Origin of the sequence: Sphingomonas sp. Leaf67 (genome assembly GCF_001421965.1) — a bacterium.
In the GTDB taxonomy this organism is placed as follows: Bacteria; Pseudomonadota; Alphaproteobacteria; order Sphingomonadales; family Sphingomonadaceae; genus Sphingomonas.
This window is the reverse complement of the sequence record NZ_LMLP01000022.1, coordinates 38,406-53,113: the sequence shown is the minus strand read 5'-3', so window position 1 is coordinate 53,113 and position 14,708 is coordinate 38,406. Positions and strand designations below refer to the sequence as shown.

Annotated in this window: 14 protein-coding genes and 1 tRNA gene; 4 read left to right on the top strand and 11 right to left on the bottom strand. The window is 65.4% G+C overall.

The window, feature by feature from the left end; genetic code table 11:
• Nucleotides 1–3: 3 nt before the first annotated feature.
• The 3 genes from ASE90_RS15055 to ASE90_RS15045 are packed head-to-tail and all read left to right on the top strand — an operon-like array spanning nt 4 to nt 1,420.
• Nucleotides 4–567, top strand: a complete 564-nt coding sequence (locus ASE90_RS15055; RefSeq protein WP_056002542.1) for a hypothetical protein — start codon at nt 4–6, stop codon at nt 565–567.
• The gene (locus tag ASE90_RS15050; protein ID WP_056002537.1) at nt 564–1,013 is read left to right on the top strand and encodes a hypothetical protein; all 450 of its coding nucleotides are present in this window, start codon (nt 564–566) and stop codon (nt 1,011–1,013) included. The genes ASE90_RS15055 and ASE90_RS15050 overlap by 4 nt, the downstream gene beginning before the upstream one ends.
• Entirely contained in the window at nt 1,001–1,420 is a 420-nt protein-coding gene (locus ASE90_RS15045) for a hypothetical protein (RefSeq protein ID WP_235531852.1), read from the top strand. The genes ASE90_RS15050 and ASE90_RS15045 overlap by 13 nt, the downstream gene beginning before the upstream one ends.
• Here the strand turns inward: ASE90_RS15045 and ASE90_RS15040 are convergent.
• The 7 genes from ASE90_RS15040 to lepA form a co-directional block, all read right to left on the bottom strand.
• Nucleotides 1,411–2,103 (bottom strand): hypothetical protein, encoded by a 693-nt coding sequence (locus ASE90_RS15040; protein WP_056002532.1) that lies wholly within the window; start codon nt 2,101–2,103, stop codon nt 1,411–1,413. The two genes, ASE90_RS15045 and ASE90_RS15040, sit on opposite strands and share 10 nt — an antisense overlap.
• A gap of 57 nt (nt 2,104–2,160) precedes the next feature.
• Nucleotides 2,161–2,781 (bottom strand): ATP-binding cassette domain-containing protein, encoded by a 621-nt coding sequence (locus ASE90_RS15035; protein WP_056003020.1) that lies wholly within the window; start codon nt 2,779–2,781, stop codon nt 2,161–2,163.
• Nucleotides 2,771–3,460 (bottom strand): molybdate ABC transporter permease subunit, encoded by a 690-nt coding sequence (modB, locus tag ASE90_RS15030; protein ID WP_056002529.1) that lies wholly within the window; start codon nt 3,458–3,460, stop codon nt 2,771–2,773. Before modB ends, ASE90_RS15035 begins: the two co-directional genes overlap by 11 nt.
• 10 nt (nt 3,461–3,470) lie before the next feature.
• A complete protein-coding gene (gene modA / locus ASE90_RS15025; RefSeq protein WP_056002526.1) occupies nt 3,471–4,229 on the bottom strand; it encodes a molybdate ABC transporter substrate-binding protein in 759 nt (252 codons plus the stop codon).
• Nucleotides 4,230–4,303: 74 nt separating this feature from the next.
• Nucleotides 4,304–4,639 (bottom strand): phasin family protein, encoded by a 336-nt coding sequence (locus tag ASE90_RS15020; RefSeq protein ID WP_056003017.1) that lies wholly within the window; start codon nt 4,637–4,639, stop codon nt 4,304–4,306.
• Nucleotides 4,640–4,827: 188 nt separating this feature from the next.
• Nucleotides 4,828–5,166, bottom strand: coding sequence for a hypothetical protein (locus ASE90_RS20050; RefSeq protein ID WP_156361610.1), 339 nt, complete (start codon nt 5,164–5,166; stop codon nt 4,828–4,830).
• A 91-nt stretch (nt 5,167–5,257) separates the two neighbouring features.
• Entirely contained in the window at nt 5,258–7,066 is a 1,809-nt protein-coding gene (lepA, locus tag ASE90_RS15015; RefSeq protein WP_056003014.1) for a translation elongation factor 4, read from the bottom strand.
• Nucleotides 7,067–7,230: 164 nt separating this feature from the next.
• On the opposite strand from lepA, the gene ASE90_RS15010 reads away from it, so the two are divergent.
• Nucleotides 7,231–7,307: transfer RNA gene (locus tag ASE90_RS15010), tRNA-Pro, on the top strand.
• Between the two features lie 522 nt (nt 7,308–7,829).
• On the opposite strand, the gene ASE90_RS15005 is transcribed toward ASE90_RS15010, so the two are convergent.
• The 4 genes from ASE90_RS15005 to ASE90_RS20375 all read right to left on the bottom strand — a co-directional run bounded on the left by ASE90_RS15005 (nt 7,830) and on the right by ASE90_RS20375 (nt 14,680).
• The gene (locus ASE90_RS15005) at nt 7,830–9,512 is read right to left on the bottom strand and encodes a DUF5597 domain-containing protein (protein ID WP_056002523.1); all 1,683 of its coding nucleotides are present in this window, start codon (nt 9,510–9,512) and stop codon (nt 7,830–7,832) included.
• A 104-nt stretch (nt 9,513–9,616) separates the two neighbouring features.
• Nucleotides 9,617–12,754: a TonB-dependent receptor gene (locus ASE90_RS15000; protein ID WP_056002520.1), complete on the bottom strand. Its 3,138-nt coding sequence runs from the start codon at nt 12,752–12,754 to the stop codon at nt 9,617–9,619.
• 109 nt (nt 12,755–12,863) lie between these two features.
• Entirely contained in the window at nt 12,864–13,598 is a 735-nt protein-coding gene (locus ASE90_RS14995; protein WP_056002517.1) for a FadR/GntR family transcriptional regulator, read from the bottom strand.
• A gap of 497 nt (nt 13,599–14,095) precedes the next feature.
• Nucleotides 14,096–14,680, bottom strand: a complete 585-nt coding sequence (locus ASE90_RS20375; protein WP_200910920.1) for a hypothetical protein — start codon at nt 14,678–14,680, stop codon at nt 14,096–14,098.
• Nucleotides 14,681–14,708 lie beyond the last annotated feature (28 nt).

The following is a 14,708-nucleotide window of genomic DNA, read 5'->3' as shown; positions in this document are numbered from 1 at the left end:
GCCATGGCCGATCCCCGCCCCGCCAATGACAGCGCGCCCGTGCGGCCCAGCCTGTTCGACCGGGCGCTGGGCGCGGCGCGGCCGGCATCGCGCCCACCAGTACCGGCCGATCCACCCCCGCAGCCGGCCGAACGGCCCCGGCCCGATCGTGCCGCCCTGATCCTCGCGCTCGCGATCGTCGCCGCCCCGCTGCTGACGCTTGCCGGGGCGACGCTGATGACCGCGCACGTCCGGCGCGAGACCCGCACCCTGACCGAACGATCGGCACCGGCCGTCGCGGCGCGCACCGAACGTGATCGTGGCCGCGCCGCGCTCGCCATGGCGTGGAATGCGCCGACACTCGGCGCGACCGTGGAGGCGATCGCCCGCGCGCTGCCGGAGGATGCCGCGCTGCTGCGCGTCGAGCGCAACACCGGCCCGCTGACCATCGACGTCGCCGCCCCCGATCCCGATCGCGCCCTGTCGGCGCTCCGTCGCGATCCGGCGCTGGGCGGGCTGCGCGCCGTCGCGCAGAGCCGCGCCGATGGCGACGGGCGGATGCGGATCACGCTGGAACAGCCGCGATGACGCCGCGCCTGCCGCTGATCGCGCTCGGCATCGCCGCGCTGCTCGCCGTTCCGACGACCGACGCGCTCGACGACCTCGCGAACGCCCGTGCCGATCGCGACAGTGCCCGCGCCGACGCGACAACCATCCCTGCAGCGGTCGCGGTCGCCGGTGCGGCCTTCCCCGCCGACAATGCCGCAGATGCCGCCCGCCGTCTGGCGGCCCGCGTCCGTACCCATGCCGCGCGCGGCGGGGTGCTGGTCGAAAGCCTTGCCGCCGATCCCGCCGCCCCCGCCCCGCTCGCCATCCTGACCCTGCGTGCATCGGGCAGCGAAAAGGCGGTGGTGGCGTTCGCCGATCTGCTCGAACGGGGCGGCCCGCCGGTGCGGATAGCGGCATGGCGACTCACCTCGGCCCCGGGCGGGGTGCGGCTCGACGCCCGACTGGTGGCCCCATGGCGGGGATGAGCCTGCGCGACCATGGGCTGATCGCGACGGCGGCGCTGGTCGCGCTCGCACTGCCGCCATGGCTGTTGCGCGACACCGATCGCGGTAAGGCACCGGCGCCGGTGGTCGGGCCGCTGGCCGCCCCGGCCACCCCGCCGCCGATGCGCGCCGCCTTTGCCCGGACGCTGTTCGCCCCGCCCGCCGCCGATGCATTGCCCGATGACGCGCCGGTGTTGCTGGGCGTGGTCGGGCGGCTCGGGCGCGATGCCGTCGCGCTGGTCCGCGGCGCAGAGGGCACGCGCACCCTGTCGCCCGGCGACAGCGTCGATGGCTGGCAATTGCGCAGCCTCGCGATCGACGCCGCCTATTTCACCCGCGGCGGACAGACGGCGCGCGTACCGATGCCCGGCACAGACGATCAGCGATAGGCGAGCCTGACCCGCGCGTCATTGGGCAGGTTGCGATCGGACAGCGGCGCTTCATACGAGGTCGACGTTACAGACAGCCGCAGCGTACGCATGACGCCCGCACCCGTCGCCGTCGCGCTGGCCAACGGATGCTCTACCGGATGGTAGAAACCGAAGCGTTTGCTGGCGCATCCGCCGATCGCATCGAACATCCCGATCAGCGGCATCGCCAGCAACGACGCATCCGCCTTTGCCATGGCCACCATCACCCGGCATTGTGCGCGCAGGTCGCCCAGTCGTCGGTCCTCCACACTGGTACCACTCGACAAGACGATCGGTCGCAGGTGCATGCCCTGCGACTGCGCCGGCGCGGTGAGGAACCAGCGTCCGGCGGGCAAGGTCGCGAATACCACCCGGCCATCGCCATCGATCGTGACCGGCAATTGCCCTCCCGCCCCGTCGGTCAGCGCCAGGCCGACGTCGGTGGCCGATATCCGGCTGTACCCGCGCCACAATTCGAACCGGAGCGTCGCTCGCGGGGCATGGGCCGGTCGATCCTCCGCAAAACGCCGCTGGGCTGCGCGCAGCAGCTTCGCATCGACGCGCAACGGCTTGCCGGCGGTGACGACAATGTCGGGGCCATCGGGTTCGATGTCCTGCGCGTCTGCCGGCATCATCGCCAACCCTGCCACCATCATCCGCATCGCAAACTCCCGATCGTTTCGGGATCGTCATCATGCCCGATCGCGGCGGCACCATGGTCACATCACGACGATGCGCGTAGCCAACCGTTCCGCCTCCGCCGCATCATGGGTGACGTACAGGATCGGCAGGCGCAGCGTGTCGCGCAGCCGTTCGATCGCGACCATCAATTCTTCACGCCGCCCCCGGTCGAGCGAGGCGAGCGGTTCATCCATCAACAGGAACCGCGCGCCCGACAACAGCGCCCGCCCGATCGCCACCCGCTTCGCCTCGCCGCCCGACAGGGTCGCGGGCCAGCGGTCGAGCAGATGCTCCAGCCCCAGCAGCGCGATCATGTCGGCATAACCGATCGGCGGCGTGCCCCGCCCCATCCCATAGCGCAGATTGGCCGCGACCCGGCGGTGCGGGAACAGGCGCGGCTCCTGAAACACATAGCCGCAGCATCGGTCGGGTACTGCGACGTCGATTCCCGCCGCGCTGTCGTACAGTGTGCGCCCGCCGACCCGGACATGCCCTGCCGCCGGGCGCAGCAACCCCGCGACCATGTTGAGCACGCTCGATTTGCCGACCCCCGACGGGCCGAACAGCACCGTCAGTCCGCTGTCCTGTCCGTCATCCGGCACGATCGCGCCGACCACCGCCTCGCCCAGCCGGACGGTGACGTCGATATCAAAGGACATGGCCGCCCCGACCACCACGCCGCGCCAGCCATTCGGACAGCACCAGCGCGATCAGCGACAGCGCCACCGACAGCGCAGCCAGCCGGACGACGCCGATCTCTCCGCCGGGCACCTGCAACGCGCTGTAGATCGCGATCGGCAGCGTCGCGGTTTCGCCCGGCACGTTGGATACGAAAGTGATCGTTGCCCCAAACTCCCCCAACGCGCGGGCGAAGCCCAGCACCATGCCGGCCAGCATGCCCGGCAGGCTTAGGGGCGCAGTCACCGTCCAGAAGACCCGCACGCGCCCGGCCCCCAGCGTCCGTGCGACGCTTTCCAGCCGCCGGTCGACGCCCTCAATCGACAAACGGATCGCACGGACCATCAGCGGCAGCGCCATCACCGCCGCCGCGATCGCCGCCCCGGTCCATCGGAACAATACGCTCACCCCGAACCATGATTCCAGCCAGCCACCGATCGGTCCGCCTGGCGCGAACGCCAGCAGCAACAGCCACCCGGTCACCACCGGCGGCAGCACCAGCGGCAGATGGACGACCCCGTCGAGCAGCACCTTTCCCGGAAATCGCCCGCGCGCCAACGTCCATGCCAGTGCATAGGCGACCGGCAGCGCCGCCAGCATCGCCACCCCGCCGATCTTCAACGACAACAGGACGATCGCCCACTCGGCGCTATCGATCATCAGCCGATCATCAGCGCGCGGAAAAGCCGTAGCGTTTGAAGATCGACTTGCCGGCCGGGCTGATCAGAAACCGGCGGAATCGCTCGCCGTCGACGTTGCGCGATGCCTTCAGCCGCGCGATCGGATAGACGATTGGCGGATGGCTCGCCGCCGGAAAGACGCCGACGATCCGCACCTTCGCCGACGCCTTGGCATCGGTGGCATAGACGATGCCGAGCGGCGCGACCCCGCGCTCGACCAGCGCCAGCGCGGCGCGAACATTCTCCGCACGCACCACCGACGGCGCGACGCCGGCCCATGCGCCGAGCCGGGTCAATGCCGCCTTGCCATAGCGCCCCGCCGGCACCGCATCGGGATCGGCCATCGCCAGCCGTCCGCCGTTCAGCGCCCGCGCCACGTCGACACCCGGACGCAACGCCACGCGAACCTTGCTGTCGACCGGCGCGATCAGGACCAGCCGGTTACCGAGCAAGTTAACACGGGTGTTCGGCGCAAGCAGTCCCCGCCGATCGAGATCGTCCATCCACTCGACATCGGCCAACACGAACAGGTCGGCCGGCGCGCCCGCCGCGGCCTGCCGCGCCAGCGCCGAACTGGCGGCAAAGGACAGCGTCGGCCGGACATGGCCACGCCCGGCCCATGCATCCGCCGCCGCGTTCATCGATTCCTGCAGGCTGGCAGCGGCCAGCACCACCGGCGGCTTCGACTGGGCAATTGCGGTTCCTGCCAGCGTCAGCAGAGCGAACAGCCACAGAAACCAACGACCCATTCCAATCCCCTCAGCTTCCGCCACGCCCCATGCGTCGCAGCCCATGGCCGCGACGGATCATCGGCATAGACCGATCAGTCGCGCCCGGTCATCTGTCCGATGGCGCTGCGTCCGAACTGGGCGATCATCTCGCCGACTTCGCGGGCCTGCGTCATCGATCGCGATCCCTGTTCGCGCATATATTCCGACTGGATCTTCATCACTTCGTTCAGGTCGCGGGCCTGCGCGGCTGCGCGCATCGCCTTGAACGCTTCCTGCGTATTGGATTCGGCCTGCGACAGGATGGTCAGGCCGAGCTGCGATCCCTGTTCGGTCATCTGCGTGCCGGCCGCCTGCATCCGATCGCCTGCTGCCTTCATCTGATCGGTAGCCTGCTGCGCGCCGCCGAACGTTCGATCAGTGTCGGTCATGTCGTTCTCCATGTCGTAATGCCGAAACCGGCGCCCCGCCGACGTTCGAATCGGCCAAAAGTTCCACGGTAAAATTAGATCAGAACCATCCATCACGAATCGCTCGCGAAACGTTTGCAGCCCGAATCTGCCCTAATTTCGCTACGCCAAACGGGGTCGAAAAAAAATTTTCAGGCTGTCGGGCCGCATTAACCACGCATTGCAGATGCGAAGGCGCGCCAAAAATATCGTTCCATTTTGGCACGTCCGGTCGGAACGCAGTTTTTGCACTGCGCAAATTTCGTTGTGCGGCGCAGCAAACGCACGGTTTCTGCAGCAATTTTACGCCAAATCCGGGCAATCACAAATTTGCAATCGTCGCCGGTTTCGAACAATCTGTCCCAGACAAGAACAAGGAGGGCGAGGATGCACACCAAATATTCCGGGCGAGCGACCATCGCCACTATGGTCGGTATGGCCGCGATCGGCTGGGCCGGGGTGGCACTGACCGTCCAGATGGTGATGAGCGTTCTGGCGTAAGCCAGCACTGCCTACATCAAAAAGCGGCCGGTGCCCCGTGGCATCGGCCGCTTTTATATTGTCCGTTGATGATCACCCCGACACCGGTCGGGGCCGGGATCAGCTTTCGTCGCCCATGCGCAATGCGGCGATGAAGGCTTCCTGCGGGATGCTGACCGATCCGTATTCGCGCATCTTCGCCTTGCCCTTCTTCTGCTTGTCGAGCAGCTTGCGCTTGCGGCTGGCGTCGCCGCCATAGCATTTGGCGGTCACGTCCTTGCGCATCGCGCTGATCGTTTCGCGCGCGATCACCTTGCCGCCGATCGCCGCCTGGATCGGAATCTTGAACAGGTGGCGCGGGATCAGTTCCTTCAGCCGCTCGACCATACCGCGCCCGCGGACTTCGGCGGTCCCGCGATGGACGATCATCGACAGTGCGTCGACCGGCTCTTCGTTGACCAGAATGCTCATCTTGACCAGATCGCCCTCGCGATAGCCGATCTGTTCGTAATCGAAGCTGGCATAGCCTTTCGACAGCGACTTCAACCGGTCGTAGAAATCGAACACCACTTCGTTGAGCGGCAGTTCATAGGTCGCCTGCGCCCGACCGCTGACATAGGTCAGGTTCAGCTGGATGCCGCGCCGGTCCTGACACAGCTTCAATATGCCGCCCAGATATTCGTCGGGGACATAGATCGTCGCCTTGATCCACGGCTCGCTGATCGTCTTGATCTTGTTGACGTCGGGCATGTCGGCCGGATTGTGCAGGTCGATCTCGGTTATGCCCGCCGGATCGGGATGGGTCAGTTCGATCTGATACACCACCGACGGCGCGGTCGTGATCAGGTCGAGGTCGTATTCGCGCGTCAGCCGCTCCTGAATGATCTCCAGATGCAGCAACCCCAGGAACCCGCAACGGAACCCGAAGCCCAAGGCAGCCGAGCTTTCCATTTCAAAGGTGAAGCTGGCATCGTTCAGCCGCAGCTTGCTGATCGACTCGCGCAGCTTGTCGAAATCAGCGGCATCGACCGGGAACAGGCCGCAGAACACCACCGACTGCACTTCCTTGAACCCCGGCAGCGGTTCGGCGGTCGGACGCTTGGCGTCGGTGATCGTGTCGCCGACCATCGTCTGCGCCACTTCCTTGATCTGCGCGGTGATGAAGCCGATCTCGCCGGGGCCGAGGTCGGGCAGCTGCTCGATCTTCGGCCGGAACGCGCCGACGCGGTCGACCAGATGCGTCGTGTCGGCGTTCATGAACTTGATCTGCTGACCCTTGCGGATCGACCCGTCGATCACGCGGATCAGGATGACGACGCCGAGATACGGATCGTACCAGCTGTCGACCAGCATCGCCTTCAACGGCGCGGCGGCATCGCCCTTGGGCGGCGGAATCTGTTCGACGATCGCATCGAGGATCTCGTCGATGCCGATCCCGGCCTTGGCCGATGCCAGCACCGCGCGCGAGGTGTCGAGGCCGATCAGGTCCTCGATCTCGGCCTTGACCTTCTCGGGCTCGGCCGCAGGCAAATCGATCTTGTTGATGACCGGGATGATCTCATGGTCATGCTCGATCGATTGATAGACATTTGCAAGAGTCTGCGCCTCGACCCCCTGCGCCGCGTCGACCACCAGCAGCGCGCCCTCGCACGCCGCCAGCGACCGCGACACTTCGTAGGCGAAGTCGACATGGCCCGGCGTGTCCATCAGGTTGAGGACATGGCCCTTCCATTCGAGCCGCACCGTCTGCGCCTTGATGGTGATGCCGCGTTCCTTCTCGATCTCCATATTGTCGAGCACCTGCGCCGACATCTCACGCTCGGCGAGGCCGCCGGTGCGTTGGATCAGCCGGTCGGCAAGCGTCGACTTGCCATGGTCGATATGGGCGATGATCGAGAAATTACGCAGTTTGTCGAGCGGAGTGGCCACGGTCACACAATCGGTAAGAGAAGGTCGTGTCCGCCCCGTAGCAGCTTCGCGCTCAAAGCCAAACAGCGCGGCGTACGAATCCCGCTTGCGGAGCCGGCGACCGCCCGCTATAGGCGCGCCTCCAAGCAACGGCGGGTGCCTCGATCAGCCCGTCGATACTCCGTCGGGGAGTAGCTCAGCCTGGTAGAGCACTGCCTTCGGGAGGCAGGGGCCGGAGGTTCGAATCCTCTCTCCCCGACCAATTTCACTAAAGCGTTGTAGACGTCCTTCCCCCCTGAGGGAGCCCCCTACCCCCCAGAATGTCCTCTTCGCTGTACACGGCCGTACATGCGGAGAAGTATCCTAACCTCGCCCGCCGCGGACACCTGTTCTGCTGGCGTCGCAAAATCACTCTTCGCGGCACGATGATCGCGATCGGGTTGCCGCTGGGTACAGCAAATTTTACCATGCCCGCGGCATCGCCGAGCGCCTTGGGGGCGCTCTGGAGGATTTGCGTTTGGCGTACGGACGGCGTGGGTCCTCGACTGATGCGGCGACGCTGAAACGCATTTTCCTGGATGCGATGCGCGGGCAGTTGGACCGCATACTGCAAAGCCAGATTGGCAGCACCGAGCCTGTAGCTGGCTCATGATGGGTCGCGCAGCTTTCCGAACGCCCTTGCGGAAAGCGGTCATCTGTTCAGCAGAAATGAGCCCGGTGAGGCGATCGGTTCGGCAGGTCGATTGTGCCGGCACGAAGACCGAAACCGCGACCTGCACCGACCTCAACGATACCGGTATAGCCGCAGGCGGTAGGCTTTCCGGTCCGCAGCATCGGTCGAGAACAGGCGCAGGCCCTGTCCTTGCCCCGTCTCGTCCCCATTTAGCCGGCGACCGGTCCGCGGAGCGCCGGTGACACCGAGAAACTGTTCATCGACACTCTCGATCCCGGCGGTCGGCGCGCCCGGGCGGTCGGTCGTGAAGGACAATTGCATGTCGCCCGCACCGACGACGGTGAACTCGTCAGGTCCGGTCTGCAGAAACATCGCCGCTACCCGGCTGAGCGGATCGAGCTTGCCGTCGGGACCGGTCGCACGCTGCACGTCGACCACATAGTCGCCGATCCGCCCGCGACCCGACCGCTGGGCGCCGCCTTCGAGGATGACGGTCGAGATCGTGCCCTTTGCCTGAGCGTCGAGGATGCGCGGGGCGAGCGGAGCGAGCAGGCCGTAGAGATGCGCCATCGCCGGATCGCCTTCGCCCGCCGCCTGCAGCCCGATGCTCGCATCCCCCTGAAGCACCACGCCCTCACCGTCGATGCCGAAGGGGGAAAAGCCGATCGCACCGAGCGACCCGTAGCTATAGAGTGCGTTCGCGGCGCCCGCAGGACCGCCGCGCGCCTCCGGCACCAGCAGCGGATTGTCCGGCCGCGCATATTGCGACGCCCAGTTCACATAGTCCTCGAAATAGATGTCGGGGGCGAGGAAGTCGAGCGAGGGCGCACCCGCCTTGTAAACGTCGATCGCGAAGGGCAGCGGACCGCCGGAATTATACTGGCCCGGCTGGTAGTTTGGCCGGATCAGCGCTGCGTTGGTGAACATCGGCAGCGCGTATTCGGCCTTACCGGCCGCGGTGACCTTTTCGATGAAGGTCGCATAGTGCCATGCCATGAACAGCGATTCCGTCATGCCGGTGTCGCCAAAGACGTCGCGCCACGTCCCCGCCCCCCGGCCGCCGGCCCGCTCCCAGGCGGTGCGCAGTTCGGGGTGAATACGTGTCCGCTTCGCGGCGAGCTGCTCCATCAGCACTGCCGGGACAGGACCGGCGAACGCCGCCTCGGCGGCAGGCGAATGATCGCGTGACTGCGGGATGACCCCGACCTCGTTCTCGACCTGTACGGAGATCACCGTCTGCTGCGCGCCGTCCATGGCCTTCAGATGGCGCATCAGCCGGGCGAATGCTCGTGCATCCGCATCGCGCGCCGCGTCGGAAAAGGCCGACAGCCGCTCGGTGCCGCGCCCATCGGCGGTCAGCACGCGTGCGAAACGGGTCTGGTCCCGCTTCACCCAGGCGGGGACGTAGCTGGAATACGTGTTCTTCCAAGCGCCGAACCAGAGGAGCACGACCTTCAGGTCGTGCGCGCGGGCGCCGCGCAACAGCCCGTCGAGCAGTGCAAAATCAAACTGTCCCTCGACGGGCTCGATCGTCTCCCATGCGATGGGCACCAGCACCGTGTTGAGGTTCATCGCCTTCAGCTTCGGCCAGATCGGCGTCATGTACGCGAGATCGCTACTGCTCGAATTATGGATCTCTCCGCCCAGCATGAGGAACGGCTTGCCCTGGACGACGAGCTGCGTGGCTTTCCCGCGCTGTTCGAGGCGTGGCGGCGCAGGATCGCGCGCCTGCGCGACGACAGCGACCGGCGAGAGGGCGAAGAGCAGCGCGGTTACCAAGAAGAGCAGGCGCATTGGCATTTCCGATCGCGAGAACATGGCCCAACCGCCCCTAAAAGAAGTGGGCCGGTCGTGAAGACCGGCCCGAGCAGGCCTTTGGGGAAGGAAGGAAAGCAAACTCAAAATCTGCCGCGTACACCGAGCAGCAGCGTCCGGCCGGGGTTGTATTCGTTAAAGGTCGCGTTCGGGAACTGGAAGTAGCTCGCCTGGGCTTCCTTGGTGATGTTGATGACGTTGACCACCAGGGTGGGCAGATAGTCGTTGCCGAGGATCTTGCCGAGGTCGACATTGCCCGAGAAATCGAGCTGGCCGTAGCTGCGCCCGAAGATCGCGGCATTGGTGATGCCGTTCTGGTTCAGTCCGGACTGCTGCGACCCTTCGTTATAGGTATAGGTCAGCCGTGCCGACAGGCCGTTGCCTTCGTAATAGCCGGTCAGCGTATAGGTAGTGGGAGCGACGCCCAGCGCGATCGCCGGTGCGCCGGTGCCTTCGCCCTTCTGGTCGATCAGGGTCAGGTTGCCCTGCACGCCGAACCCTTCGACGCCGATATGACGCGTCAGGAAATCGAGCGGCTGGGTGATCTGGAACTCCAGCCCGTTGACCTTCAGCTTGCCGTCGGCGTTGACCTGCTGCTGGATCTGGATCGGCACCTGTTCGGGCGTGATGCCCGACGGGCGCGCCCGGTCGAGCAGCGCCTGCTGCTGCGCCTGGGTCAGCGACGAGAAGGTGATGCCGAACGGTTCGAGCGTCGAGAAGGGCACGGTGGTCACGCCGTTCACGGTGAAGCCGGTGATCGACTTGCGGAACGCCGCGAACGCGATGACGCCTTCGCCCCCGGTGTAATATTCGAAGCCGAGGTCGATATTGTCCGAGATATACGGGTTGAGCGCGTTGTTGCCGAGCGTGCCGACGTCCGCCGATGGCTGGATGAAGCTGGCGCCGGGCAGCAGCTGGTTCGGATCGGGCCGCGTCATCGTTCTTGAGATCGAGCCGCGTGCCACCGCCTTGCGCCCGAAGCTGTAGGCGATGCTCGCCGAGGGCAGGAAGTTGGAATAGAGCCGGTTCGTCTCGGTGAAGTTGACGATCGGGGCGTAGCACGACCCATCGAGCGCGAAGGTCGGGCTGGTGCCCGGGCAGGTCACGCCGCCCCGCGTGTTGAGCGGATTGGGGATGGTGGTCCGGCCGCCGACGATCTGTTCGGTGCGGACATAGCGCATGCCGCCGTTCAGCCGCAGCGTATCCTGGTCGCCGATGTCGAACACGCCGTTCATCTCGACGAAGGTGCCGGTCACCTTTTCGCGGATCAGGCCGCCGTTCGCGCCGCTGCTGCCCGACCCCGTTTCGGTCGCACCGGCCAGCAGTGCGTCATAGCCGGTCGCGGCCTTCACCTTGTTCCAGTCGACGGTGACATAGCCGTTGTCGCCGGGTAGCAGGAACGACGGCACGGCGGCGGTCGGGATCAGCGAACCGCGATAGATCAGCGGTGCGCCGCCCAGCGTCGCGGCGGTGCCATAGGCCGGATAGGTCGGATAGCCCGCCGGCGCGACCGTGCCGGGCAAGTTCGCGCCGTCGCATATCGGCTGGCGGTTCGGGCCGGGCAGCACGACGCTGGGGTTGTTGCCGCAGATCGCGGCCTGCCACGGAATGGTATTGTCGAACGGCGTGATCCGGCGCTTGGTGTCATCATAGGCGCCGCCGACGCGGACGCTGAACTTCGCCTCGTCGCCGAACAACAGGCTGCCGCGGATCCCCCGCGTCTCGGTCGCGCGCTCCTCGCCGTTCAGGTTGACGCGCCCGCCGCCGGCCCAGCCAAAATTGCGCGGATCGTTCAGGTCGATGTTGGTGGTGATCGACGGGATGCCGCCGTCGTTCCTGTAGGTGACGGTCGTGCCGCTGCTCGGCGGGGTGATGACGAGGAAGGTCGGGCTTTCGCGGCGGAAATTGCTCTTGGTATAGTTCGCCTGGAAATCGCCCTTGATGAAGTCGTTGACCACGAACTCCACGCCGGGGTTCACGCCCCAATAATCCTGCGTGTCCTTGTACGGGCGATATTCGAGGAAGAACTGCGCGTTGGCATAGGTGCCGCCGGTGACGGTGCAGCCGACCGAGCAGCTGGTCTGATCGTAGGTGGTGTTGAGCGGGATCGCAGCGCCGTTGCGCACCGCCCAGTTCATCGCGGTCCGGGTGAACTCGGTATCGCGCTTGGCATACATCCCGTCGACGTAGAAGTGCAGCGCGTCGCTGGGCCGCCATTCGAGGCTGACGAGGCCGTTATAGCGGGTGCGTTCGCCGATTTCGGTGCGTGGCCGGCCAAGACGCGGCAGGATGCCGTTGTCGATCTGTTCGATCGTCGCGCCGGGATTGTTGCGCAGCAGGAACGCCTGATCGATGACGGTGCCGGGAACGAGGCCGTTGCCGGCATTGGCGGGCACGGTGCCCGGAATGGTGAAATTGCCGCCGCCGGTCGCGTTGCGGGTCGCGCTGCTGCTCTGCGTCGCGGTCAGGTTCGGGTTGGTCCAGCCTACCGTCTCGAACCCGTCGACGCGGAACTGGTTCTTGACCGCCGCCCCACCGACGAGGATGCCGAAGTCGCCGAAGGTCGCGCTGGCGAGCACATGACCGCGATAACCCCATTTGTCGGCGCTGCTGACCTTCGACCCCTGCAGGCCATAGCTGACATAGGGCTTGGGATTGTCGAACGGACGCGCCGACCGCAGGTTGACCGTGCCGGCGGCGCCGCCCTCGATCTGGCCGGCGGTGGGCGACTTGCTGACGGTCAGCTGCGTGAACAGCTCTGTCGGGATCAGGTCGAGATCGACCTCGCGGTTGGTGCTTTGCGCATCGAAGCGGACCGAGGCGATCGCGACCGGCGCACCGTTCAGCAGCACGCGGGTGAAGTTGGTGCCGAGGCCACGGATCGCGACGTTCGCGCCTTCGCCGGTGACTTCGCGGCTGATCGTCACGCCGGGGATGCGGTTGACCGATTCGGCGATGTTGGTGTCGGGGAACTTGCCGATATCCTCGGCGAAGATCGTGTCGGTGAAGCCGATCGAGTTCCGCTTGGCGTTCGTCTGGCTGGTCAGCGACGCGCGATAGCCGGTGACGACGATGTCTTCGTTGCCGGTGGCAGAGGGATCGACAGTTTCCTGCTCGGGCGCGGCCGTACCGGTCTGGGCTAGTGCAGGCGACGCGGCGGTCGCGATCAGCAGGAAAGCAGTCGATGCGCGCAGTTCGCGCAGGAAGACGTCGCCAAACATACCCTTTTCCAGCTCCTATGCCGGCTCACTCCCGGAGCCGTGCCTTGATGAGTTATGGTAGCGGTAACGAACTCGCTGTCAACCAATTTGTCTGGCTAATTTATCAGGCCTATTTGACGAGCATCCGGCCGCGCAGTTCGGCGCTTCGCTGGCGCACGGCAGCGAGTTCGTCGCTTTCGGTTTTGGCCAACAGATGATCGATGACAGCGTCGAGATGATCCCGCATCGCCTGCCGGGCATGATCCGGGTCCTTCGCACGCAGGGCGTCGAACACGGTGCGATGCTCCTCGAGGCGCAGCAGCTCGTCGCCACCACGTGCGCGCTGATGGATTGTGCGTGCCAGCGGACAGCGGTCGCGCATGTTCCACAGATCGGTGACGACGCTCACCATCGCGGCGTTGCCGGTCGCCTTGGCGATGCAAAGATGAAATTCCCGATCCGCCCGTTCGCTGGCTGCGATGTCCTTCTGCGTCATCACGTCCAACAACGCCTGGAGCTCGGCGAGTTCATCGGCCGCGATCCGTTGCGCCGCCAGCGCCGCTACCTCCGCCTCGATGCTCCGCCGCGCCTCAAGTAGCTCGAATGCGCCGATATCGAGCGCGGCGACCCGGCCATTCAACGCCGATGGCGCAACGACGTAGATCCCCGAGCCTTTCCGGATTTCGACCACACCCATGATTTCAAGTGCGACCATCGCCTCGCGTACGGTAGCCCTGCTTACTGCAAGGCTCTCGGCCAGCTCGCGCTCGGTTGGCAGGCGAGCACCGATAGGAAAGGTGCCCGCATTCATTTGAGCCGCAGCGAAGTCGATCACGCGCCGATAGAGTTTTTCAGCCTGGGCCATGCTTTTCCCTTTTACGAGCAAGCGACTAGCATGACGGCGGGCGAGCGCTAACCCAATTTCGGTTCGGTCGATCGGCTCGAAGTGGCACTTGCCGGTTCTTCAGAAAACCAGGTCCGATGAGGAGCGCGCGGAACGGCCCATGAGCTCCATTCGATAGCAGGCTTGGTGATCTGCCCGTTCTACGCATCGTGGACAAAGGGTAGCCATCGAAAAAGCCCGTCGTCGCCCAGCGACGATAACGGCGGAACACGCTATTCCACTTCCCGTATGCTAGCTGGTCTTGCCCCTTATCGCGTTATCCCTCGCGCTGAGACAACGCTCGATCCATGCAGCGCGGAGTTCTCCTTGTCACCACAGTGATCTTCGTGGCTCGAGGATTGCCCTTTTGCCTTATCCGCTGGCGGGTCGGAGAGAAGGGCGCACGCTCATCGGTCTGTTCGTTGTGATCGGGCAGTGGTCTATCGCAGGATCGATGGTCGTGCTTGGCAGAAGCATGCTTATCGGCATCGGGCTGTTTCAATCGAGATCGAAATGGCGCTGCGCTCCAGTGCTGGTGTATTGATAAATCGGGTTACCAAACGGCATATGGTGAGGGGCATCTCGACAATGATTGATCCATTACCTCTCGTTTGAGACCCGATTCCGGTCGTGGCAAACGCTCGCCCGATCCAACCGCCATAGGCGTCGGTTCGCACGTTCGCCGTCTCCCGCAGGAATTCGTCGAGCAGATCGCCGTTAGCGCCATGCACCTCTACCCCTTCGAAACCAGCCTCCATCGCGTTCGCGGCCGCCTGGCGGAAGCTCTCGACGATGCCGGGCAGCTCGTCCAGCTCAAGCGCGCGCGGCGCGGACGCGTCCGCGAAGCCGTTGTTGACGAAGGTCTTGGCCTCGGCGCGGATCGCCGACAGAGCTACCTGCGCCTCGCCGCCGTGCAGATCGACATGGCTGACGCGCCCGACATGCCAGAGCTGGACGAAGATGCGGCGACCCTTCGCATGCACCGCATCCGTCATACACCCTGCATTGGCAAATCGAGAATTTTTCCTGCCGGCATAGCCAACAGGGATGATCGCCGCGACCATCACCCTGAAGAGAATGGTAACGATATAG